This is a genomic window from Nonomuraea bangladeshensis (assembly GCF_039529455.1).
Classification (GTDB): domain Bacteria; phylum Actinomycetota; class Actinomycetes; order Streptosporangiales; family Streptosporangiaceae; genus Nonomuraea; species Nonomuraea bangladeshensis.
In genome coordinates, this window is record NZ_BAAAMV010000002.1 from 453,921 (window position 1) to 475,332 (window position 21,412).

The window sequence follows — 21,412 nt, forward strand, 5'->3', positions numbered from 1 at the left end:
GATCGCTCTTCACGCCGCATTCCGCGGCGACGGCACAGGAGGGCGCGTGAGCCGAGAATCGGACAAGGAACGGGCGGACCGCAATTTCGTGGAGCTCCTGCAGGGGGCCCGCGTCGCGGTCACGGGCGTGCAGGTGCTGTTCGCGTTCCTGCTGACCGTGCCGTTCTCGCAGCAGTTCGACCGGCTGGCCCCGGCCGACCGGTGGCTGTTCTTCGCGGCGCTGGTCGGCGCGGCGGTGGCCTCGATCTGCTACATCGCGCCCACGGCGCAGCACCGGGTGCTGTTCCGTCAGGGCCGCAAGGAGCTGCTGGTGAAGCGCTCCAACTTCTACGGCATCCTCGGCGCGCTCGCGCTGATCGTGTCGATGACGGCGGCCACCGGCCTGGTGATCGACTACCTGTTCGGGCCCCGGCTGGCCTGGCCCGTCGCCGGCGCGATCGCCGTGCTGGCCCTCTGGACGTGGTTCGGGCAGGCGGCGCTCGACCGGGCGAACGGCGACGATCAGGACCGCGACGATCAGGACTCCGGTGAGGTGCCGGACGGCTCCTCCGGCGGCAGCGACGTCCCGTCGTCCTCGTCCTCCCGTGAGGAGTCGCGGGCGTAGGCGGCCCGCGCCACCGTGTACGCCGCCACCGCCACGGTGATCACCTGCGAGAGCCCGACCAGCGCGAGCGGCCCGGCGGTCGCCCAGGTGGGCCGGTGCAGCCACATGGCGAGCAGCACCAGCAGCACCCCGGCCACCTGGGGCTTGGTCCCGGCGTGCATGCGCTCCAGCGTGTGACGGAACTTCACCAGACCGGCCCCCGCCGACAGCGCCAGCACCGCGCCCAGCAGGAGACAGGCCCCGGCGAGCGGATCGAGCGAGCTCATCGTGCCGCTCATCTGGGCCTCCTGCCGCCGGACCGGGCGGTGAAGAACCGGGCCAGCGACACCGACCCGACGAACCCCAGCAGCGACAGCACCAGCAGGATCGGCAGGTCGGAGTAGTCGTCCCTGGCCACCGCGAACGCGCCCGCGCCGCACATCGACAGCGACGTCATCACGTCCAGCGACACGGCCCGGTCCAGCATCGACGGGCCGCGCGCCGCCCGGTACAGCGTCAGCGCGGCGGCCACGCCGAGCAGCGCCAGCGTCAGCGCGTACACCAGGGTCACGGCGTCCCCAGCTCCTCCCGGTCCGCGCGGGTGCCGAACGCGGCCACCACCCGCGACTCCAGCGCGGTCACGTCGCCGCGCACCTTCTCCGTCGCGTCGCCCGGGATGCCGAGGACGTGCAGCATCAGGCACTGCTCGGCGAGGTAGGCCTCCACCACGATGCTGCCGGGCACGTTCGACAGCGCGGTCATGATGAGCACCGTCATGGGCTCCGACGACGTGCGCAGGCGCACCCGGACGAGCTGCGCGGGCGGCGGCCCCGGCCGGAACACGTAGAACACCACCCGCGCCGTGGAGGCCACCAGGTCCCATCCGAAGTACAGCAGGAAGCGCGCCAGCGCGACGGGCCGGATCCTGATGCCGGGGTCGAGTGCGGGCAGCGGCAGCAGCCACGACACCACCGTGCCCGCCGCGATCCCGCCCAGCACGTTGCCCGGCGACACCTCGCCCCACAACGTCACCCACACCAGCGTCAGCCAGGCCACCAGCGGCAGCGGCACCCTGCGGCCCAGCACGCGCGGGGCCAGCGGCCGCCCGTTCACCGCCGGTCTCCCAGCACCGCCGAGACGTACGGCTCGCGCTCCATCAGCTCGCCGGCCGTCCGCCAGGTCAGCGCCGACAGCGGCCCGGCCAGCACCGTGTACGCCAGCCCGAGGGCCACCAGCGCGGCCACCGGCCCCGCCAGCGCCGCCGGCAGCGTGGTCGTGGTGACCGTCGGCTCCTCGCCGGTGTCCTCCTCGCTCTCCACCACCGTGCCCGCCCGCTCCTCCCGGGTCTCCCGCCAGAACGCCTTCGCCCACGTCTTCGCGACGGCGTACAGGGTGAGCAGGCTCGTCACCAGCCCGGCCGCCACGAGCGCCACCGGCAGCGGCCCGCCGTGCGCCAGCCCCGCCTGCACCAGCATCAGCTTGCCGAGGAAGCCCGACATCGGCGGGATGCCGGACAGGTTCATCGCGGGCACGAAGAACAGCACGGCGATCAGCGGCGCCGCCTTCATGAGCCCGCCCAGCCGGTTCACCGACGTCGTCCCGGTCCGCCGCTCGATCAGCCCGGTCACCAGGAACAGGCTGGTCTGCACGGTGATGTGGTGCACCACGTAGAAGATCGCGCCCGCCATGCCGGCGACCGTGGACAGCGCCACCCCGAACACCATGTACCCGATGTGGCTGACCAGCGTGAAGGAGAGCATCCGCTTGATGTCGGTCTGCGCCACCGCGCCGAGCACGCCGGTCAGCATCGTGGCCAGCGCCACCCACATGAGCAGCGTCGAGACCGGGCCGCCGGGGAACAGCAGCGCCTCCAGGCGGATGATCGCGTACACGCCGACCTTGGTGAGCAGGCCGGCGAAGACCGCCGTCGCCGGGGCCGGCGCGGTCGGGTAGGAGTCGGGCAGCCAGGCCGACATCGGGAACAGCGCCGCCTTGATCGCGAACACCAGCAGCAGCGTCAGCTCCACCAGCAGCTTCACCTGTGTCGGCAGCGTGGCGAAGCGGGTGGCGAGCTGGGCCAGCGACAGGGTGCCCGTGGCCGCGTACGTGATCGCCAGCGCGATCAGGAACAACATCGACGACGCCAGCGCCATCAGCGTGTACGTCGCCCCGGCCCGGATCCGCGCCTCCGTGCCGCCGAAGGTCAGCAGCACGTACGAGCCGCTGAGCAGCAGCTCGAAGCCCACGAACAGGTTGAACAGGTCGCCCGACAGGAACGCGTCGGCCACCCCCGCCACCATCACCAGGAACGCCGGATGGAAGATCGCCATCGGCGCGTCGTGCTCCTGCTCGTCGTAGGCGTTGGCGATGGAGTAGACCATGACGCACAGCGTCACCGCCGACGACACCACCAGCACCAGCGTGGAGAGCCGGTCGGCCACCAGGCAGATCCCGACGGGCGCGGGCCAGCCGCCGAGCTCGGTCACCAGCGGCCCGCCGGAGTCGGCCGCCACCAGCAGCAGCACCGACACCGCGAGCGTCAGGCTCATCGTGCCGATGCTGAGCAGCGACTGCAGCCGCCGCAGCCGCCCGCCGATGGCCAGCTTCACCCCGGCGGCCAGCAGGGGCAGCAGCACCGGCACGCACACCAGCCCTTCCAGCACGGCCCTGTTCACGGGGATGGCGAGGATCATGAGTCCTCGCCCTCCAGCTCCGGGTCCTGGGCCAGCGCCTGCCGTTCCAGCTCGCGGCGGATGGCGGCGCGCAGCTCCCGGCGCGCCTCCCGCTGCCGCGCCTTGAGCTGCCTGCGCAGGTCGCGCTCCCTGGCCGCCTGCGTGACCCGGCGCCGCTCGTGCTCCTCCCGCAGCTCCTCGATGCGCAGCGCGTTGTCCACGGCGGGCTCGCGCAGCGACGCCTCCTCCAGGCGGCGCTGCAGCTCCTCCTCCGTGGCGCCCCGCTCGCGCAGCCGCCGCGCCCACTGCTCCAGCTCGACGTGGACGCGGTCGATGCGCCGCTCCAGGTCCGCCTCCTCCAGCCGCTCCCGTTCGGCCTGCTCGGCCTCCAGCCGGGCCAGCTCGGCCCGCTGCTCGGCGATCAGCCGCCGGTAGGCGTCGTTGCGGCGGTGCAGGGCCTGGCTCAGCGCGCCGCGCCGGGCGCGCAGCCGCACCCGCCGGTCCTCGGTGTCGTCCTGGACCTCGTCGCTGCCGGTGAGCTGCCACGAGCGGTGCACCATGGCCAGGACGAACGCGGTCACCCCCAGCGTGATGACGATCGCGGTGAGCACCATGGCCTGCGGCAGCGGATCGGCCTTGCCCGCCGCCCCGACGAACGGGGGCACGCCCGCGTTGCCACCGGCGGTGACGATGAGCAGGTTCACCCCGTTGCCCAGCATGATCACGCCGGCCAGCACCCGGACCAGGCTCCGCTCCAGCAGCAGCGCCACCCCGGCCGCGATCAGGGCGCAGGAGGCGGCGAAGGGCAGCAGCGGCGCGTTCACCCCTCCTCCCCGGCGTCCGGCTCCGCGCCCTCCCCGGCGTCGATCTGCCGGTCCAGCTCCGCGCCGAGGCCGCGCAGCACGTCCTGCACCATCCCGATGACCGACAGGTAGACGCCGATGTCGAACAGCAGCCCCGTGGACAGATGCACGTGCCCGAGCACCGGTACGGTCACGTCGGTGGCCAGCATGTCGAGCGCCGCCTGCCCGGCCAGCAGCCCGATCAGCGCCGTCGCCGCCGAGAGGGTCAGCCCGACGCCCATCAGCACGCCCGCGTGCACCGGCAGCGCCACGGCCAGCTCGTTGCGGCCGCCCGCCAGGTAGCGCACGGTGATCGCGAGGCCGGCCACGATGCCGCCCGCGAACCCGCCGCCCACCCCGCTGTGCCCGATGAACAGCAGGAACACCGACAGCAGCAGCACCGTGTGGAAGGTCAGCCTGGCCGCGATCTCGAACGGCACGATCCGCCTCTCCGCCGGCCGCGTCGAGGCCAGCCAGTGCGTACGCTCGGCGGGCGGCTGCTCGCCCCGCTCGATCGCGTACGACCGCCGCCGCAGGAACACGAGGCTGGTCACGCCCAGCGTGAGCACGATCAGCACCGAGCTCTCGCCCAGGGTGTCCCAGGCGCGGATGTCGAGGATGACGGCGCTGACGATGTTGGCGATGCCCGCCTCCCGCGCCGCGGCCTCCATGAGCCCGCCCACCGGCGCGGCGGTGCGGGCGCTCATCGCCTCCATGCCGGCGCCGGTCGCCACCACGGCCACGGCCAGGCCGAGCGCGGCGCGCAGCGGCAGGGCCAGCCGCCCTCTGACCGGGTCGATCGGCAGCCGCCGCAGCACCAGCGCGAAGATCACCAGGCTGAGCGTCTCGGCCAGGAACTGGGTGAGCGCCAGGTCGGGCGAGCCGTGCACGAGGAACAGCAGCGCCGTGCCGTACCCGGTGAAGCCCACGATGACGGCCAGGAAGATGGACGCGCGGGCGAACAGCGCCACCACGGCCGCCGCGACCGTCAGCACCGCGACGACGAGCTGCTCCGGCCGCTCCCACCACACGACCGGCGACTCCAGGCGGGGCGTGCCGCCGTAGATGACCGAGAACACGCCGACGCCGATCGTGGCCAGCAGCGCGAGCAGCAGGTAGTCCGGCACCGAGCCGCGCTGGATCACGCCGGTGACCTGGATGGCGAGCCGGTCGAGGCGGCGGATCAACGCCCAGTACGCCTGCCCTGAGTCCACCAGGTGCAGCCGCGCGCCCATCCTCGCTACCGGCTCCCTGGCCAGGAACAGCGCCACGCCGCCCGCCAGCGCCGCCGCCGACAGCAGCAGCGGCAGGCCGAACCCGCTCCACACCACCAGATGGGCGGCGTGCCCGGGGTCGCGGAAGAAGGCCGCGTAGCCGGTCTCCATCGTGTGGCCGTACCAGGACGAGAACGGCACCAGGACCAGCCCGAGCGCCGCCAGCAGCGCCGCGGGCACGAACGTCGCCGCGGCCGGCCGCTCCACCTGCCCCTCCATTGGCCGCTCCAGTGGCCGCTCCGCCAGCCCCGGCTTGGCGGCGAAGGCCCCCCACAGGAAACGCAACGTGTACGCCGCCGTCAGCGCCGACCCCGCCACCGCGCCCGCCAGCGGCCACGGGGCGCCGCTCAGCGCCTCGAACGCCGCCTCCTTGCCGACGAACCCCGCCAGCGGCGGCACCCCCGCCATCGACGCCCCGGCCAGCACCGCCGCCGCGCACACCCACGGCATCGACCGCCCGAGCCCGCTCAGCTCGCGCAGGTCCCTGGTGCCGGTCGCGTGGTCGATCACGCCCACCAGCAGGAACAGCGCCGCCTTGAACAGCGCGTGCGCGAGCAGCATGCCCACGCCCGCGAGCGCCGCCCCCTGCGTGCCGTACCCGAACAGCGCGATCAGGAAGCCGAGCTGGCTGACCGTGCCGTAGGCCAGCAGCCGTTTCAGGTCGCTCTCGCGCAGCGCCCGCCAGCCGCCCAGCACCATCGTCAGCAGCCCGAGCGCCACCGCCGGCACCCGCCACCCTGTCAGGTCCCCGGCCGCCGGCCCGAGCCGCGCCACCAGGTACACGCCCGCCTTCACCATCGCGGCCGCGTGCAGGTACGCCGAGACCGGCGTCGGCGCCGCCATGGCCGCGGGCAGCCACGAGCTGAACGGGAAGACCGCCGACTTCGCCAGGGCGCCGGCCAGGATCAGCCCGATCGCGGCCGGCCCGACGGCGCCGGGACTGACCTCGGAGATCCGGTACGTGCCCGCCGCCGTCCCGACCAGCACGAACCCGGCCAGCATGGCCAGCCCGCCGAACGTGGTGACCGTCAGCGCCTTCATCGCCGCCTGCCGGCTCATCCGGCTCTCCGGGTCGTACCCGATCAGCAGGTACGAGAAGACGGTGGTCAGCTCCCAGAAGACGTACAGCAGGAGCAGGTCGTCGGCCGTCACCAGGCCCAGCATCGACCCGGCGAAGGCCACCATCACGCCGCCGTAGCGGCCGAGCCCCTCGTCGCCGGCCGGGAAGTAGCGGGCGCTGTAGACCAGCACCAGCACGCCGACGCCGGTGACCAGCGCCATCATGAGCATCGCCAGCGCGTCGGCGCGGAAGGCCAGCTCCAGCCCCGTCGACGGGGCCCACCGGGTGACCTCCTCCGCCGGCACCCGCCCGCTCAGCCCCAGCCACGCCGTGTACCCGAACCCCGCCGCCGGAGCCAGCGCCAGCACCGGCAGCGCGCGCCGCCCGCCGATCCGGCGGGCCAGCCAGGGAGCGCACACCGCCGCCACCGCGTGCAGGATCAGCAGCGACTCCATGGGCTCCTCGGGCGGGGGCGGGCATACCGGTCTCGTCCGCCCAATCTCGCCCACGCCGCGACCCCGGCCGCGCAGGCACGGCCGGGGTTGACCAGTCCCTCACCAGGGGGAGGGGCTGGCGGCATCAGACCTTGGCGGAAGCGTGGCAGGCCCCGCGGGCCGGCGCGCGGCCCGTGATCAGGTAGCGGTCGACCTGGCGCTCCACGCAGGACGAACCGCCGTGGTAGGCCGTGTGGCCGTCGCCGTCGTTGGTCAGCAGCACGCCGTGGTCGAGCTGCGCGGCCAGCGACCTGGCCAGCGCGTACGGCGTCGCCGGGTCCCGCGTCGTGCCCACCACCACGATCGGCGGTGAGCCGGGGGCCGTCACCTTCTTGGTGAACTTCCGTCCCTTGACCGGCCAGTACGGGCACGGCGTCTCGGGGTGGTCGACGCAGGAGATCGCCAGGCGGGCCATGGACTCGTTCTTGTAGGTGCCGTCCTGGTTACGGCCGTTGTAGAGGTCGGCGAGGACCAGCAGGGCGGTGCCGTCGCCCTTGAACGCCATCGCCAGCGAGCCGCGCAGGTACTTCCAGGAGTCGGCCGAGTAGAGGGCGGCCATGATGCCGGTGCGCACGATCGACTCGGTGACCTGCCGCCCGTCCATGGTGTTGCGCAGCGGGGCCCGGTCGGCCCGGCGGAGCAGCGTGTCCAGGCGCCTGCCGGCCGCGGTCAGGGTGTGCTTCCTGAACGGGCAGTCCGCGCGCCTGAAGCAGTCGCGCAGGAACGCGTTCATCGCCACCTGGAACCCCTGCGCCTGCGAGCGCTGGAACTCGGCCCCCGTCTGCTGCGGGTCCTCGGCGCCGTCGAGCACCATCGCCCGGATCCGCCTCGGGTAGAGGTCGGCGTACCTGGCACCCAGGTAGGTGCCGTAGGACCAGCCCAGGTACGTCAGGCGGGCGTCGCCGAGCGCGGAGCGCATCACATCCAGGTCGCGGGCGGCCTCGTAGGTGCCCACGTGCCGCAGCAGCTCCTTGCCGGAGCCGGCGGTGCAGGACGTGGCCAGCGCCTTGCTCCACTGCGTGATCGCGGCGCGCTCGCGCCGGTCGTCGGGGGTGGAGTCGGCGGCGTGGAAGGCGTCTATGCCGAGCGTGCCGAGGCAGCGCACCGGGGCCGACCGGCCCACGCCGCGCGGGTCGAACGACACCACGTCGAAACGCTGCCGCAGCGCGGCCGACAGGACCGTCCTGTCGGCCCGCAGCAGGTCCACGCCGGACGCGCCGGGGCCGCCGAAGTTCAGGACCACGGAGCCGATCTTCTTCCCCGTGGCGGGCAGCCGGATCAGAGCGATCTTGATCTGCCGGCCGCCCGGCTTCGCATAGTCGAGCGGGACCCGCAACGTGGCGCACTGGAAACCGCCGCCGCACGCCGTCCAGGCCGGCCGCCTGCTGTCATGGGTGGTGGCGCCGGCGAGACCGGTCATGGCGAGCAAAGCGGTGAGGACCGCTGAAATGACAAGGATTGAGCGTCGCATGCTCAAACGCTGAACGTGAAAGCTTGCGATGCCCTTTAATAATGCTGTATTAGATCATTTGCAAGAATAAGAGCAGTGATCGGAAAAATCCGGCGGCGCGGCGGAAATGGGGATTTCGGCGCTCAGTCGGAGCTTGGTCTCTCAGCTCAGCCGGAGCCCTCGACGCGCCGGTTCACCTCATCGGCCAGCCGGTCGAGCGAACGGTCGAGCAGCTCGCGGACCTCCGCCGACCGCTCCCCGCCCTCGGGCTCGTCCAGCAGCGAGATGTGCACCGTGACCTCGCTCGTCCCGCTCGCCGAGTCGGACACCTGGAGCCAGCCGGCGTAGTCGGGGTGGTCACGGCCGCCCCACTCGACGCGCAGCTGGTCCTCCTGCGCGCGGAACAGCCCCTCGTGGGTCCCCTCGCCCGGCACCAGGTCGCCCTCGGCCTCCACCCGGTCGGGGCCCGCGTCGGAGACGTGCAGGCCGCGCGGCAGCCAGCGGTCCATCACTGCGACGTCGGAGGCCACGCCGAACACGATCGTGCTCTCGGCCGGCATGCCGCGAGATGCCTCGAATTCCGCCATTTCGACCCTCCGATATCCGTTCCCGGGTTGTTTCCAATCTGCCGCAGTACCCGGGTGATCCGCTCGCAAACCGGGGCCTTCCTCCGGCCGTTCCCCGCTACCGTTTGCGTGGTCCGGAAATCGCGCGAGAGGAGCGGGGCGATGGCTGAGCCGCCGAGGATGCCGCCGGAGCTTTTCCGGTTCGCCACGACGGAACGGGCGGACCTGCACACCGCGGTCCTCCACGCCTTCGCCGCGGCCGCCGGCCGCCTGGAGACCGCACTCACGCCGGCCGGGCTGCGCGCCCTCCTGCCCGCCGGGGCCTGCGGGGAGCGGGACCTCGCCGCCGCGCTCCGCAGACTCACCGCCTGGGGGCTGCTCGACGTCGTCTTCGACCACGGGAGCGGCTTCGGCACGGCTGAGGCGTACCGGCGCGAGAGCATCCAGTACGCCCTGACCCCGCGTGGCGAGGCCGCGCTCGCCGGCCTCCGTCACGCCACGGCGGCCCTGTCGTCCTCCGGGCCGCCCTCCGGCGCCCTGCACGCCGCCGTCCTCGACGCCGTCGCCGAACGTCTGCGCGAGCTCGCCGACCTGCTCCGCGACCCCGACCCCGGCCGCGACCGGCGTGTCTTCACCGCGCTGCGCGAACTGGAGCGCCACTTCGACGACCTCCGGACCGACGCCGGCCGCTTCACGGCCGACCTGCGCCGCCTCCTGCGCCCCGGCGAGCCCATGCCCGATGCGGACGTGGTGTATCTGCGGGAGACGGTGGCGTACCTACAGGAGTACGTTGCGGGCCTGGACCAGCGACGGGACGCCATAGCCCGGGCCCTGGAGGCCGTCGCCGCGCACGGCGTGCACCTCCTGCACACCCGCGCCCTGACCGGCGCGGGCCTGCGCCCGTCGCGCGCGGATCCGGCTCCGTCCCGCGCCGACTTGCCCTCGTCCGCTGTGAAGCTGTCCCCGCCCCGGGCGGAGCTGCCTCCGCCCCGGGCGGACCTGTCCCCGTCCGGCGTCGACCTGCCCCCGTCCGCTGTGGATCTGTCCCCGTCCGCTGTGGATCTGTCCCCGTCCCAGACGGAGCTGCCCTCGCCCCGGGCGGACCTGTCCCCGTCCCGGGCGGGTCTGTCCCCGTTCCAGGCCGGGCGGGACCCGGTGGCTGCATGGCTGGAGGAGCGGGCGGTGCGGTGGGAGGAGCTGCGGGCGTGGTTCGGTGCCGAGGATGGCGGGGCGCGGCGGCTGCACGACCAAGCGCGGCAGGCCGTCGTCGCGCTGCTGGAGTCGCTCGACAGGATCGCCGACGCGCGAAGCCGCCCGGTCGGAGCCGCCGCCGACTTCCGGGCGCTGGCCCGCTGGTTCGCCGCCGCCCCCACCGAGGAGGACGCCCACCGGCTGTGGGACGCCGCGTTCGGGCTCGGGCCCGCCCGGCACGCGCACCTCGGGCACGCCGACGCCGAGCTCGTCCCCGCCGGGGTGCCGTGGGCGCGGGCGGAGCCGGTCGAGGTGTCGGCGCTGCTGCGGGCACGGGGGCGTACCGAGCGGGTGGGCCGTACCGGCAGGGTCCGCGACGTGACGGCCCTGCGCGCCGAGCGCCGCGCCCGCGCCGCCAGGGAGCGCGCCGCCCTGGAGGCCGCCTGGTCCTCCCTGACCACCACCAGCTCCACCCTGCCCTCCACCACCAGCTCCACCCTGCCCTCCACCGCCGGATCCACCCTGCCCTCCACCGCCGGATCCACCCTGCCCTCCACCGCCGAATCCGCGTCACCGAGCCCCGGCGGACCGTCGTCGTATGGGGCCGGTGGGCTGGGGCCGTCCGGGGCCGGTGAATCGGGATCGTCCGGCGCCGTCGCGCTGGGAGCGGCGGGAGCCGGCGGGGCGGGGTCCTCCGGGACCGGGGCGGTGCGGTTGTCGCGGCTGGGCGACCTCGACCACGACGGCCTCGGCCGCCTGCTCGACCTCCTCGGCCGCGCCCTCGCCGAGCGCCCCGACTCCACCGGGTTCCGCCGCGCCACCACAGCCGACGGCCGGATCGAGATCGTGCTGCGCGACCCGGAGGACGGCGCGATGGCGGAGCTGCGCACCCCGGAGGGCTGTTTCCGCGCCCCCGACTACCTCATCGACCTCCGCACCCCCGGCCACGGCCGCGAGGCGACCCCGACCACTCACGGCCGGGCGGTCGGGGCGTGAACGGCCGCGCCAACCAGCTCGTCCGGGCCGAGAAGGAGGAGATCGCACGGGCCGTCAGGACCCTGCTCGGCCGCCCCCTGGTGTCCCGGCACGCCGATCCGGCCGCGTTCGACCTGGTCAGGAAGCGCCGCCGCCCGCTCGTCCAGTGGTTCGACTACTTCTGCGGCTGGCGGCTGGTCGTCGAGCCCCGCCAGGGGTACGCCCGGCTCGCCAAGGTCTCCCCGCGCGCCGACGCCACCCGCCCGGCCCGGCGTACGCGCGGCTCCGGGACTCCGTTCGACCGTCGCCGCTACACGCTGCTGTGCCTGTGCGCGGCCGAACTGCTCGCCGCGCCCGTCACCACGGTCGGCCTGCTGGCCCGCCGGGTGGCGCGGGCCGCCGCCGCCGAACCGGGCGTGCCGCCGTTCGACCCGGCACGGGGGGAGGAGCGGGCCGCGTTCGCCGACGCGCTCGCCCTCCTGCAGCAGTACGGCGCCCTCACCCCCCTCCACGAACCCTCCACCCGTGACGCCGACGTCCTCTACCGCGCCGACACCACCCTGCTGACCCGGTTGCTCACCACCCCGGTCCCGCCCTCCACCCTCCAGGCCCCCGACCTGGCCGCGCTCACCGCCGAGCCCCGCTACGGCGGAAACGACCCGACGGAGACCCAGCGCCTCCTGTGGGCCCGCCACTCCCTCGTCCGCCGCCTCCTCGACGAGCCGGTCGTCCACCACGACGACCTCACCCCCGACCAGCACGCCTACGCCGCCTCACCCACCGGCCGCCGCACCATCCGGCGCGCCGCCGAGGAGGCCGGTTTCGTCCTGGAGGAACGCGCCGAGGGCTTCCTCCTCGTGGACCCCGACGCCATCGCCACCGACGACCGCTTCCCCGACGACGGCAGCCCCGCCAAGGTCGCCGCCCTGCTCCTGCTCGACCCGCTGATCACCGGCGGTCCCCTGACCACCGCGCGACTGGCGGACGAGGCCGCCGGCCTGCTGCGCCGCTTCCCCCAGTGGGCCAGGTCCTACCAGTCGCGGGACGGCGCCGCCCGCCTGGCCGCCGACGCGCTGGAGGTGCTCGCGCGCTTCGGCCTGGCCCGCCGAACGGGGGACCGGGTCACCGCCCTGCCCGCCGCCGCCCGCTACCGCGTCGCCCCTGACCACCCCGACGCCGACTTGGTGGAGGACGCATGACCGTCACCGAGCTGACCAGGGCCCGGGCCGCGCGCGGCGGCGAGGCCCGCTGGACGCCCGAGCGCGCCGGGATACTCAACGTCTGGCGCTACTACGACGAGGTGTTCGAGTTCCACCGAGGCCGGCTGCTGCTGCGCGGCCCCAACGGCAGCGGCAAGTCCAAGGTGCTGGAGCTGCTGCTGCCGTACGTGCTGGACGCGAGCCTCAAGCCGAGCCGGCTGTCCACGTTCGGCGGCAGCGAGCGCACCATGCACTGGAACCTCATGGGCGACGGCGCGGGCGGCGTCACCCGGGCGGGCTTCGTCTGGCTGGAGTTCCGGCACGCCGACGGCCGCTGGTTCACCTGCGGCGCCCGGCTCCAGGCCACCGTCCACACCAAGAACGTCACCGCCTCCTACTTCACCCTCACCGACGCCAGGATCGGCGTGCCCGGCGGCATCCGGCTGACCGGCGACGGCGGCCACCCGCTCACCCGCACCCAGCTCGCCGAGGAGCTGGGCGAGGCGGGCACGGTGTACGAATCCGCCGAGGCGTACCGGACCGTGGTGCGCCGGACCCTCTACGCGGGGCTGAACGAGCAGCGCTACGACACGCTCCTGACCGCGTTGCGCCAGCTCCGTACCCCCAAGCTGTCCGAACGCCTCGACCCCGGCCTGCTGTCCGACCTGCTGTCCAGCGCGCTGCCGCCGCTCGGCGAGGACGAGCTCCGTGACCTCGCCGAGGGCTTCGAGCGGCTGGAACGGCAGCGCGAGGAGCTGCGGCGGCTCGACCGGGACGTGACGGAGACCGACCGGCTCGCCGCCCGGCAGCGCGACTACGCCCGCCGCGTCCTGCGCGCGGCCGCCGCCGGCGTCCTGGAGAGCCGCGCCGAGCTGGACGCGCGGACCGAGGAGACCGCGGCCCGGCGCGCGGCGTTGCGCGAGGCCGAGGAGGAGCTGCGGGCGGCGACACTGCGGCTGGGGGAGGAGGAGTCGCGGGAGCTGGCGCTGGCGGCGCGGATCGACGGGCTGAAGGAGAGCGAGGCGTACCGGAGCGGGAGCGGCCTGCACCGGCTGCGTGAGGAGGCGCGGCGCGCCCACGAGACGGCGGCGGCGCTGCGCGACCAGGCGGGCGCGGCGGCCAGGGCGGCGGCGGCCAGGGAACGCCTCTCGCTCCGCGCCGTCACCGCCGCCCTCGCCGCCACCGCGCTGGCCGGCCGGGCCGACGCCGAGGCCCGCGACGCGGCGCGGCGAGCCGGTCTCCTCAGCGCCCACGACCTGGACACCTCGGGTACGAGCACGAGAGAAGAGGCGCGGGCGGCGCGCGAGCTGGTACGGGTCGCGGTGAGCAGCCGGGCCGCGCAGATCCGCGAGGTCAGGGCCGCGGCGCTCGCCCACGAGGAGGCGGCCGGCCGCCGTACCGCCGCCGAGCGGGACCGCGACCTGGCCAGGGACGCCCTCGACGCCGCCCGCGAGACCGGCGAGCGCACCGGCCGCCTGCGCGAAGAACGCCTCAAGGACCTGGCCGCCGCCCTCGCCGAGTGGGCTGCCGGCTGCGTCCATCTGCGCCTCGACCCCGGCCGCCTCGCCGCCCTCGCCGGTGACCCCGCCGCCGCCGACGAGGCGGTGACCGAGGCCAGGATCGGCGCCGCCGTACGGATGGCGGCGCGCGAGCACCAGCTCACGACCGTACGCGACAACCTGGCGAAGGAGCGGGCCGAGCTGGCCGCGGAACGCCGCGGCCTCGACGAGCGGGCCGTCCTGGAGCCGCCCGCCCCCCGTGCCCGCGACAGGTCCGCCCGCGAGGGACGTCCGGGGACGCCGCTGTGGCGGGCGGTCGGGTTCCGGCCGGGCGTCGACCCCGGCGTCCAGGCGGCGGTGGAGGCCGCGCTGGAGGCGTCGGGCCTGCTCGACCTGTGGCTGCTGCCGGACGGCGGGTTCGCCGCGGACGAGCACGACGCGTTCGCCGTGACCGCGCTGTCGCGTCCCGCGCCCGGCGCCAGCCTCGCCGACGTGCTGCTCGCCGAGCCGGGCTCCCCGGCGCCGGTGGAGGTGGTGCTGGGCGCGATCGCGTACGCGCCCACCGCGCCGGGCGCCGACCATCCGGCCGCCATCGGCGCGGACGGCACCTGGCGGCTCGGCCCCGCCGCCGGCCGGTGGGCCAAGCCGGAGCCCTCGTACGTCGGCGCCGCCGCCCGCGAACGGGCCCGCCGCCGCCGGATCGCCGAGCTGGACGAGCGGCTGGGCGACGTGACGGGCCTGGCCGCCGAGTGCGGGCACCTGCTCGCCGTCCTCGCCGGTGACCGCGACGCCCTGGCCGCCGAGCTGCGGCGCAGGCCCGACCGCGGGCCGTACGACGCCGCCGCCCGCGCCCTGGACGCGGCGCTCGCGAAGGTCGCGCTGCTGGAGGACCGGCTGCGGGCGGCCGAGGAACGGCTGCGCGGGCGCGAGGCGGAGGCCGTCCACGCGCTGCGGCGGGCCACCGAGCAGGCCGCCGCGCACGCCCTCCCGACGGCCCTGCCCGCCCTGGACGGCCTGGAGGAGGCGTTGCGCGCCGCCGAGACCGCCGCCGCCGTACGTCACGAGCGCCACGCCGACGCCCGCACCGCCCACGAGCTGGCCGCGTACGCCGCCGAGACCGCCCGCGAGTACGAGGACCTGGCGGTGCGCGCCGTCGAACGAGCGGAGGAGGCGGCGGCGTCGGCCATCAGCCTGGCCGAACGCCTGTCCGCCATCGAACGCGCCGTAAGCTCCGCCGAGGAACCCACAGCCGCTTCCGCCGTCGAACGTACAGCGAGGCCCGCCGGGGAATCCGCGGGCAAGCTCGCCGTCGAGCCCGCTACAAGCCCCGCTGGGGAACCTGTCGCCGGCTTCGCAGTCGGAGCCACTACAAGCCCGGCCGGGGGCCCCGCCGCCGGGTCCAGGGGCGAGTCCGTCGCCGGCTCCGCGGACGACGCCGGCCGCCTGCGGGTGCTCGAACAGCTTCACGACGTCCAAGCCGCACACCGCTCCTCCCGCCGCCTCGTCAAGTCGCTCAACGAGGGCCTGGCCCGCCTCAACGCCCGCCTCGGCCGCCTCCAGGGCGAGCTGGCCGCGGCCGAGGAGAAGCACGCCGGGGCGGAACACGCGTGCGACGCGGCCCGCGCGCGCCTCCACCGCCTCACCTCCGGCCACCTCCCGTACGACGCCGCCCTGCCGCCCGAAGCGACCTCGGACCCCGCCGGTACGCCCGTCGAGGCGGCCCGGCGCCTGGCCGAACACCTCGACGCGGTGCCGTACGAGCCGCGCCACCTCCGCGAGGCCGAGACCCGCCTGCGGGACGCCGTCCACCACGCCAGGGAGGCCCTGGCCCACCGGGCGACCCTGGAGCTGGCCTGCGACGACGACGTACAGGTGCTCACCGCGAGCACCGGCGGCGCGCGGACCGGCGTGGCGGCACTCACCGACACACTGCGCGCCGAGCGGGACGCGCGCAGGTCGGGCAGCGGCCAGGCGGAGCGGGACCTGTTCGACCGCATGCTCGGCGGCAGCGCCCGCCGGCACCTGGCCGACCGCATCAGACAGGCGACCGTGCTGGTCGAGGACATGAACCGGCGTCTGGCACGAGTCCGCACCGCCTCCCGGCTCGCGGTCCGGCTGTCCTGGCAGGTGGACCCGGCCCAGCCTGCGACCACCAGGAACGCCCGCGACCTGCTGCTGCGCGACCCGGCCGGCCTGGACGAGGCGGCCCGCGAGACCCTGTACGCCTTCTTCCGCGACCGGGTGGAGGAGGCCCGGGCCGACGGCTCCCCGGCGAGCTGCTGGGAGGACCAGCTCGCGACGGTCCTCGACTACACCTCCTGGCACCGGTTCACGGTCCGGCTCGACCGCGGCGACGGCCAGGGCTGGCAGGACCTCACCAGGAAGCTGCACGGCGCGCTGTCGGGCGGGGAGAAGGCGATCGCGCTGCACCTGCCGCTGTTCGCCGCCGTGGCCGCGCACTACCAGACCGACCCGGGCTGCCCCCGGTTCATCCTGCTCGACGAGGTGTTCGTGGGCGTGGACCGGACGAACCGCGGCCAGGTCTTCGAGCTGCTGGTGGACCTGGGGCTGGACCTCGTGCTGACCTCCGATCACGAGTGGTGCGAATATCGCGAGCTCGACGGGATCGCCGTCCACCAGCTCATCACCGGCGACGGCGACGACGCCGTGACGACGGCCCGCTTCGTCTGGAACGGCCACCGCACCGCCCCCACCGATCCCAGCCGGCCGTCAGGAACGCCTGGTCCCGGCCCGGACGCCGGCGTTCAGCCCGGGTGATCAGGGTGAGTGGTCAGCCGGGTGGCCCAGGGCGGGTCGGCGCCGGGGACTGAGCAGGTCAGGGCGGCTACGCGGGCTGCGAACGCCGCCGCCTCCGCCGCCGTCCCCAGGTCCAGGCCGTCCAGTCGTCCGCCGAGGTGGCCGCCGGCGTGCAGGTGGTGCAGGAGGCCGGCGGTGAAGGAGTCGCCCGCGCCGACCGTGTCCACGACCTCGACCTCGGGGGCGGGCACGGTGGTGCGCTCGCCGTCCAGCGAGACCAGGGCACCCGCGGCCCCGCGCGTGACGACCACCAGGCGGGCACCCGCCTCGTGCCAGGTGTCGCAGGCATGTTCCTGGGACACCCCGGGCAGCAGGAACTCCAGGTCGTCGTCGCTGAGCCTGAGGATGTCCGCCCACGAACACCAGCGCGCCACCTGATAGTCGTCCTTCGCGGCGAGGCTGGGGCGGACGTTCGGGTCGATCGAGATCGTGGCGTGCGCGGACGCGGCCCGCGCGAACTCCTCGACCGCCGCCCGCCCCGGGGCCCGGACCAGGGCGAGCGATCCGGTGTGCAGGCAGTCGGCGGCGCCGAGCCTGGCCGGGGTCAGCTCGTCCCGGCTCCACTGCCAGTCGGCGGCGCCCTCGGCGTAGAAGGTGTAGTCGGCGCGTCCGTCCGCGTCGAGGGCCGCGATGGCGAGCGTGCTCGGCTCGGCGGCCTCGACGCAGCCCGACAGGTCCACGCCCGAGGCCGCCAGATGCCCGCGGAACAGGTCGCCGAAGACGTCGCCGGAGAGACGGTCGAGAAAGCGCGCCGGGGTGCCGAGCCGGGCCAGCGCCACGGCCGTGTTGGCGGGGCCACCCCCCGGCAGCACCTGCAACTCCAGGCCGCGCCCGCCGACGGCGACGGCGGAGCCGGCCCCGCCGTCGCGCTCGAAGCTCCTGCTGTCGCCTCCGCCGTCCATGGAGGCGGAGGGGCGGGTGGTGAAGGCGTCTGCGACGCACTCACCCAGGACAGCGATCATCGGGCTGCCTTTCCTCAGTCGGGCGCCGGTGACAGCGGCTAGTGGCGCAGGCCCGTGAACAGGTCTTCCTCGTGGGTGGGGGTCCGCACCTTGGACAGCACCCGCTCGAACGCCTCGTGCGAGAACGCCCGCTGCTGGGTCTCCTCCGGCATGCGCAGCAGGAAGATGTTCTCGCCCTGGCTCTCGTGCGCCCGCAGCGCCTTGAGCTTGCGCTCGGTGTAGGGGGCCACGTCGACGACCGTGGTCACCCGCTCGTCGGGGGTGCCGAAGTCGTCGGGGACCTCGAAGTCGCCCACGTCCATGCCGCTGTCGCGCATCAGCTCGAACATCTGCTTCATCGCCGAGCGCGGCATCGCCGTGTAGTAGAACTTGTCGGGGATGCCGGTCGACTCGACGGCCGCCACGGTGATCCGGTGCGTCTGCACGTGGTCGGGGTGGCCGTAGCCGCCGCCGCCCGTCTCGTCGTACGTCACCACGACCTGCGGCCGGTAGCGCTCGATCAGGGCGGCCAGCCGGCCCGCCGCCTCCTCCACCGGGACGTTGGCGAACGCGTCGGGGTGCCCGTTGCCCGCCCATCCGTCCATGCCGGAGTCGCGGTAGCCGAGCAGCTCCAGGTGGTCGACGCCCAGGTGGGCGACCGATTCGCGCAGCTCGGCCAGGCGGCGGGCGGCCACCGCCGCGTCGTCGTGGCCGTCCTCGCCCGGTTTGACGCCGCCGTCACCGTCGCCCTGCTCACCGTTGGTGCAGGTGACCAGGACGGTGCGGACGCCCTCCTCGGTGTAGCGGGCCAGGATGCCGCCGGTGCTGAGGCATTCGTCGTCGGGGTGGGCGTGGACGACCATGAGCGTGAGTTCCCGATCCATGGGCCGAAACCCTACCCGGCCCCACCGACATTCCCGGCCCGGCGCTCCCGGCCCGGAGACCCCGCCCCGTCCCGCCCCAAGCCGGGGCGAGACGGGGCTCACGGGGGTTATCGGGCGTTGAGCAGGTCGGTGACGTTGGCGGCGCGGAGCATCGCCGGGGTGAGCAGGCGGGCGCGGTGCTCGGGGACGCCTCCGGCGCGGGCGGCGGCCGTGAGCGCCGTGCCCAGCCAGGCGGCGTCGAGGGCGCGGCCGTCCGGGCGGCGGATCAGCGGCTCGCCCGCCGGCCGGCTGGCGCACAGGACGCGCAGCAGCGGGCGGGCCAGCGGCGTCACCAGGAAGGCGGCGACGTCGTCCCGTCCGTGGTTGACGGTGACGACGGCCGGCTGCCCCACGGTGCCGTCGGGCACGGTGCGCACGTCCTGCCGGGTCAGCCCGGCCAGGGCCTCCACGGCGGCGCCGGTCAGCTCCAGCAGCGCGACGGCCGCCGCCTCCGCGGTGCGGCCGTCCGCCGCGAGGCGGGCGACGCCCTCCCGGAGCAGTCGCCGCTCCTCCGGGGTGACCGCGTGACCGTCGCCCTGGCGGGCCGGCCTGGCCGGCGTGGCGCCGGCGACCTGGTTGTGCCGGACGACGCCGCAGCGCCAGGCGTAGGTGTAGAACGACAGCAGGGCGGCCCGCTTGCGGCTGACCGTCTTGCTGGTCAGCGGCCTGCCGGGGCTCCGGGGGACGCCGCCGGTGCGGGCGGCCTCGCAGAACGCCTCCAGATGGGCGCCGGTGACGGCCAGGAGCTCGACGCCCGGCTCGGCCACCTGCAGCCAGCGCAGGAACGACGCCACCACCTGCAGCGCCACCTGGCGGGCGGCGGCGGACGGCTTGTCGCACAGCCAGGCGGACACCGTACGGCGGGCGAGCGGGTCGAGGGCGTCCACCAGGTCCACGTCGGCGCCGGGCACCTCGCCGCCGTCCTTGGGGCGGCGGCGCGGCCGGAGGCCGGGGATCTGCCCGACGCTCCCCGGCGCGGCGTCCTCCGCCCGGCCGCTGTCCGGGGTCGCGGCCGGTAAGCGGTGGTCGTGCGGCGCGGGGCCGGCGTCCGGCGGCGTGACCGGCGCCAGCGGCGCGGCCGGCGTCACGGGCGAGGCCGTCGTGACGCGGGGGACCCCGCGTACGGTCTCCCGTCGCGGCAGGCCGCTCTCCCGGCGGACCGGGGCGTCCTGCTCATCAGTGGAAGCGGGGGAGGGGCTGGTGAGGGGATCGCCTTCGCGCATGGTCAGCATGTGATCGGCACCGGCCGGGTACGCGCCCGAAGGGCACGACCGGGTGGGGCGTCGGCGACGGCGGGCGTCCATGGGCACGGCACGAGCATCACGGGGGTGGCCGTCGCGGCGGCACGGCGAGCGCGACGACCCGAGCCTGGCAGACCGATCATGATCTCGATCTTCTCACGAACGCCGCCTCGTGAAGACCTCTACGGCCCCGGGAGTCCCTTGCGAATCGGCGGTCACACGCCTTGCTCCTGAGTCATGACTCAGTCGAACGGCCCAGTCAGAGTACGCGGGCGAGCTCGCCGGCCCGCGTCCGCGCGGCCGCCGCCGCGGCCCGGTCGCCGAACGCCTCGGCCACGGCCGCCTGCTTCAGCCAGTTGTACGGGCTGCACGGCCGCACCCCGATCCGCTCGCTGACCAGCGTCCGGGCGACGTCCCGCGCCCCGGCCCGCAGCGCCGCCTCCAGCAGCGTCCGCTGCACGGCGTCGCGCTGGGCATGGCTGCCGCCGAACTCGTTGACCCGGTGCCTGATCGGGTACAGCAGGTCGAGCGCCGCCCGGTGGTCGCCGCGCCCGAAGGCGACGAGCGCCCGGCACACCGGCAGCCCCACCCGCAGCGTCATGTCCACGTTGGTCACGCCGGGACGGGCCTCGGCGACGTACGCCTCCCGCGAGGCGATCAGCTTGTCCGCCTCGCCCAGCCGCCCCGCGCCCACGTACGCCATGACCGCGTGCATGTCGTTGAAGGCGTAGAACGGCTCGGCCACCCGCGCCGGCCAGGCGTCGGCCAGCGCCCGCCACCGCTCGGGCTGCTCCGACCCCTCCAGGTGGAGCCGCCACAGCAGCGCGGCGGCGTCCAGCAGCTCCAGGCACGACTGCCCGTCGGCCAGCGCCGCGTCGTAGATCGCCAGCACCCGCGGCACGTCCCCGGCCTCCAGCGCGAACAGGCAGTAATGCCACCAGGCGTGCACGTTGAGGAACGTCCCCGCCGACCAGTCGGGCACCCGCGCGTCGAGATAGCGCAGCCCGTCGCCGAAGCGGCCGCGCATCTCGTACGTGTGCGTGACGGCGTGGATCGCCCACACGTCGCGCCGGTCGAGCTCGACCGCCCGCAGCCCGACCTCCTCCGCCCGGTCGTAGTGCCCGGCCTCCTCCAGCCCGAAGGCGTACATGCCGAGCACCTGCCCGTAGTGCGGGTCGCCGGGACCCCAGGCGGTGAGCGCGCCGCCGACGCGGTCGCGCAGCGAGCGGGCGTCGCCGGTGAAGAAGTCGACGTGGTGCCCGGCGATCAGCGCCAGCGCGTCGCGCGGATGCTCGGCGGTGATCTCGGCGAGCAGCGCCCCGCAGGTCAGGAAGTCGCCGTCGAGCAGCGCCCGCACGGCCGCGAGATGGGCCCGCTCGCGCGGCGGCAGGGATCTCCCGCCGGCGCGCCGGAGGAAGGCGTGGAAACGCACCCGCGCCGTCCGCGCGTCCTCGGCCTCGGTGGTCAGCAGCCCGAGATAGGCGGCGAGCACGTGGCCCATGGGGAAGTCGGGCGACTCCTCCAGCGCCGCGTTCGCCTCGGCGTCGACCTCGGCCCGGAAGTGCAGCAGCTCGTCGATCGCGCGGTCGTAGTGGCGGGCCGCGGCGGCGCTCGCCCCGCTCATGGCGAGTCCGTGCTGGTCGGTCCTCACCTGATCATCGTAACGACGACGCCGCCCGATACCG

Annotated in this window: 16 protein-coding genes; 4 read left to right on the top strand and 12 right to left on the bottom strand. The window is 75.0% G+C overall.

The genetic code is table 11. The features are described 5' to 3' along the window. Window positions 1-46 precede the first annotated feature (46 nt). Complete coding sequence (locus ABD292_RS06215; protein WP_344205918.1) at window positions 47-604, top strand: DUF6328 family protein; 558 nt, start codon at window positions 47-49, stop codon at window positions 602-604. On the opposite strand, the gene ABD292_RS06220 is transcribed toward ABD292_RS06215, so the two are convergent. From ABD292_RS06220 to ABD292_RS06255, 8 genes are all read right to left on the bottom strand, one after another. Beyond that, the gene (locus ABD292_RS06220) at window positions 517-882 is read right to left on the bottom strand and encodes a cation:proton antiporter (protein ID WP_344205919.1); all 366 of its coding nucleotides are present in this window, start codon (window positions 880-882) and stop codon (window positions 517-519) included. The two genes, ABD292_RS06215 and ABD292_RS06220, sit on opposite strands and share 88 nt — an antisense overlap. Further along, window positions 879-1,154: an MrpF/PhaF family protein gene (locus ABD292_RS06225; RefSeq protein WP_344205921.1), complete on the bottom strand. Its 276-nt coding sequence runs from the start codon at window positions 1,152-1,154 to the stop codon at window positions 879-881. The genes ABD292_RS06220 and ABD292_RS06225 overlap by 4 nt, the downstream gene beginning before the upstream one ends. Next, on the bottom strand, window positions 1,151-1,696 hold the full coding sequence (locus ABD292_RS06230) for a Na+/H+ antiporter subunit E (protein WP_344205922.1): 546 nt from the start codon (window positions 1,694-1,696) through the stop codon (window positions 1,151-1,153). Before ABD292_RS06230 ends, ABD292_RS06225 begins: the two co-directional genes overlap by 4 nt. Next, window positions 1,693-3,276 carry a Na+/H+ antiporter subunit D gene (locus ABD292_RS06235; RefSeq protein ID WP_344205923.1) on the bottom strand — a complete coding sequence of 528 codons (1,584 nt, stop codon included), beginning with the start codon at window positions 3,274-3,276 and terminating at the stop codon, window positions 1,693-1,695. Before ABD292_RS06235 ends, ABD292_RS06230 begins: the two co-directional genes overlap by 4 nt. Beyond that, on the bottom strand, window positions 3,273-4,079 hold the full coding sequence (locus ABD292_RS06240) for a Na(+)/H(+) antiporter subunit C (protein WP_344205924.1): 807 nt from the start codon (window positions 4,077-4,079) through the stop codon (window positions 3,273-3,275). Before ABD292_RS06240 ends, ABD292_RS06235 begins: the two co-directional genes overlap by 4 nt. Next, window positions 4,076-6,886, bottom strand: a complete 2,811-nt coding sequence (locus tag ABD292_RS06245; protein ID WP_344205925.1) for a Na+/H+ antiporter subunit A — start codon at window positions 6,884-6,886, stop codon at window positions 4,076-4,078. The genes ABD292_RS06240 and ABD292_RS06245 overlap by 4 nt, the downstream gene beginning before the upstream one ends. A 124-nt stretch (window positions 6,887-7,010) precedes the next feature. After that, complete coding sequence (locus tag ABD292_RS06250; protein ID WP_344205926.1) at window positions 7,011-8,396, bottom strand: alpha/beta hydrolase; 1,386 nt, start codon at window positions 8,394-8,396, stop codon at window positions 7,011-7,013. A 146-nt stretch (window positions 8,397-8,542) separates the two neighbouring features. Beyond that, a complete protein-coding gene (locus ABD292_RS06255) occupies window positions 8,543-8,962 on the bottom strand; it encodes an SRPBCC family protein (protein WP_344205928.1) in 420 nt (139 codons plus the stop codon). Between the two features lie 141 nt (window positions 8,963-9,103). On the opposite strand from ABD292_RS06255, the gene ABD292_RS06260 reads away from it, so the two are divergent. The 3 genes from ABD292_RS06260 to ABD292_RS06270 are packed head-to-tail and all read left to right on the top strand — an operon-like array spanning window position 9,104 to window position 16,583. Next, entirely contained in the window at window positions 9,104-11,128 is a 2,025-nt protein-coding gene (locus tag ABD292_RS06260) for a DUF2397 family protein (RefSeq protein ID WP_344205929.1), read from the top strand. Continuing rightward, window positions 11,125-12,306: a TIGR02678 family protein gene (locus tag ABD292_RS06265; protein ID WP_344205931.1), complete on the top strand. Its 1,182-nt coding sequence runs from the start codon at window positions 11,125-11,127 to the stop codon at window positions 12,304-12,306. Before ABD292_RS06260 ends, ABD292_RS06265 begins: the two co-directional genes overlap by 4 nt. After that, window positions 12,303-16,583 carry a TIGR02680 family protein gene (locus ABD292_RS06270; RefSeq protein ID WP_344205933.1) on the top strand — a complete coding sequence of 1,427 codons (4,281 nt, stop codon included), beginning with the start codon at window positions 12,303-12,305 and terminating at the stop codon, window positions 16,581-16,583. The genes ABD292_RS06265 and ABD292_RS06270 overlap by 4 nt, the downstream gene beginning before the upstream one ends. Here the strand turns inward: ABD292_RS06270 and ABD292_RS06275 are convergent. From ABD292_RS06275 to ABD292_RS06290, 4 genes are all read right to left on the bottom strand, one after another. Next, window positions 16,571-17,584: a carbohydrate kinase family protein gene (locus ABD292_RS06275; RefSeq protein WP_344205934.1), complete on the bottom strand. Its 1,014-nt coding sequence runs from the start codon at window positions 17,582-17,584 to the stop codon at window positions 16,571-16,573. The genes ABD292_RS06270 and ABD292_RS06275 overlap by 13 nt on opposite strands. Before the next feature lie 38 nt (window positions 17,585-17,622). Further along, window positions 17,623-18,447, bottom strand: coding sequence for a PIG-L family deacetylase (locus tag ABD292_RS06280; RefSeq protein WP_344205936.1), 825 nt, complete (start codon window positions 18,445-18,447; stop codon window positions 17,623-17,625). Between the two features lie 107 nt (window positions 18,448-18,554). Then, window positions 18,555-19,709 (bottom strand): hypothetical protein, encoded by a 1,155-nt coding sequence (locus ABD292_RS06285; protein WP_344205937.1) that lies wholly within the window; start codon window positions 19,707-19,709, stop codon window positions 18,555-18,557. Window positions 19,710-19,986: 277 nt separating this feature from the next. After that, window positions 19,987-21,378 carry a tetratricopeptide repeat protein gene (locus tag ABD292_RS06290; protein ID WP_344205938.1) on the bottom strand — a complete coding sequence of 464 codons (1,392 nt, stop codon included), beginning with the start codon at window positions 21,376-21,378 and terminating at the stop codon, window positions 19,987-19,989. Window positions 21,379-21,412: the final 34 nt, after the last annotated feature.

What these genes read in the sequence shown, in the direction of transcription:
- ABD292_RS06260 (WP_344205929.1), top strand. Translation starts at nt 9,104, where the DNA reads ATGGCTGAGCCGCCGAGGATGCCGCCGGAGCTTTTCCGGTTCGCCACG.
- ABD292_RS06280 (WP_344205936.1), bottom strand. Translation starts at nt 18,447, where the DNA reads ATGGATCGGGAACTCACGCTCATGGTCGTCCACGCCCACCCCGACGAC.
- ABD292_RS06220 (WP_344205919.1), bottom strand. Translation starts at nt 882, where the DNA reads ATGAGCGGCACGATGAGCTCGCTCGATCCGCTCGCCGGGGCCTGTCTC.
- ABD292_RS06275 (WP_344205934.1), bottom strand. Translation starts at nt 17,584, where the DNA reads ATGATCGCTGTCCTGGGTGAGTGCGTCGCAGACGCCTTCACCACCCGC.
- ABD292_RS06285 (WP_344205937.1), bottom strand. Translation starts at nt 19,709, where the DNA reads ATGCGCGAAGGCGATCCCCTCACCAGCCCCTCCCCCGCTTCCACTGAT.
- ABD292_RS06250 (WP_344205926.1), bottom strand. Translation starts at nt 8,396, where the DNA reads ATGCGACGCTCAATCCTTGTCATTTCAGCGGTCCTCACCGCTTTGCTC.
- ABD292_RS06235 (WP_344205923.1), bottom strand. Translation starts at nt 3,276, where the DNA reads ATGATCCTCGCCATCCCCGTGAACAGGGCCGTGCTGGAAGGGCTGGTG.
- ABD292_RS06245 (WP_344205925.1), bottom strand. Translation starts at nt 6,886, where the DNA reads ATGGAGTCGCTGCTGATCCTGCACGCGGTGGCGGCGGTGTGCGCTCCC.
- ABD292_RS06270 (WP_344205933.1), top strand. Translation starts at nt 12,303, where the DNA reads ATGACCGTCACCGAGCTGACCAGGGCCCGGGCCGCGCGCGGCGGCGAG.
- ABD292_RS06255 (WP_344205928.1), bottom strand. Translation starts at nt 8,962, where the DNA reads ATGGCGGAATTCGAGGCATCTCGCGGCATGCCGGCCGAGAGCACGATC.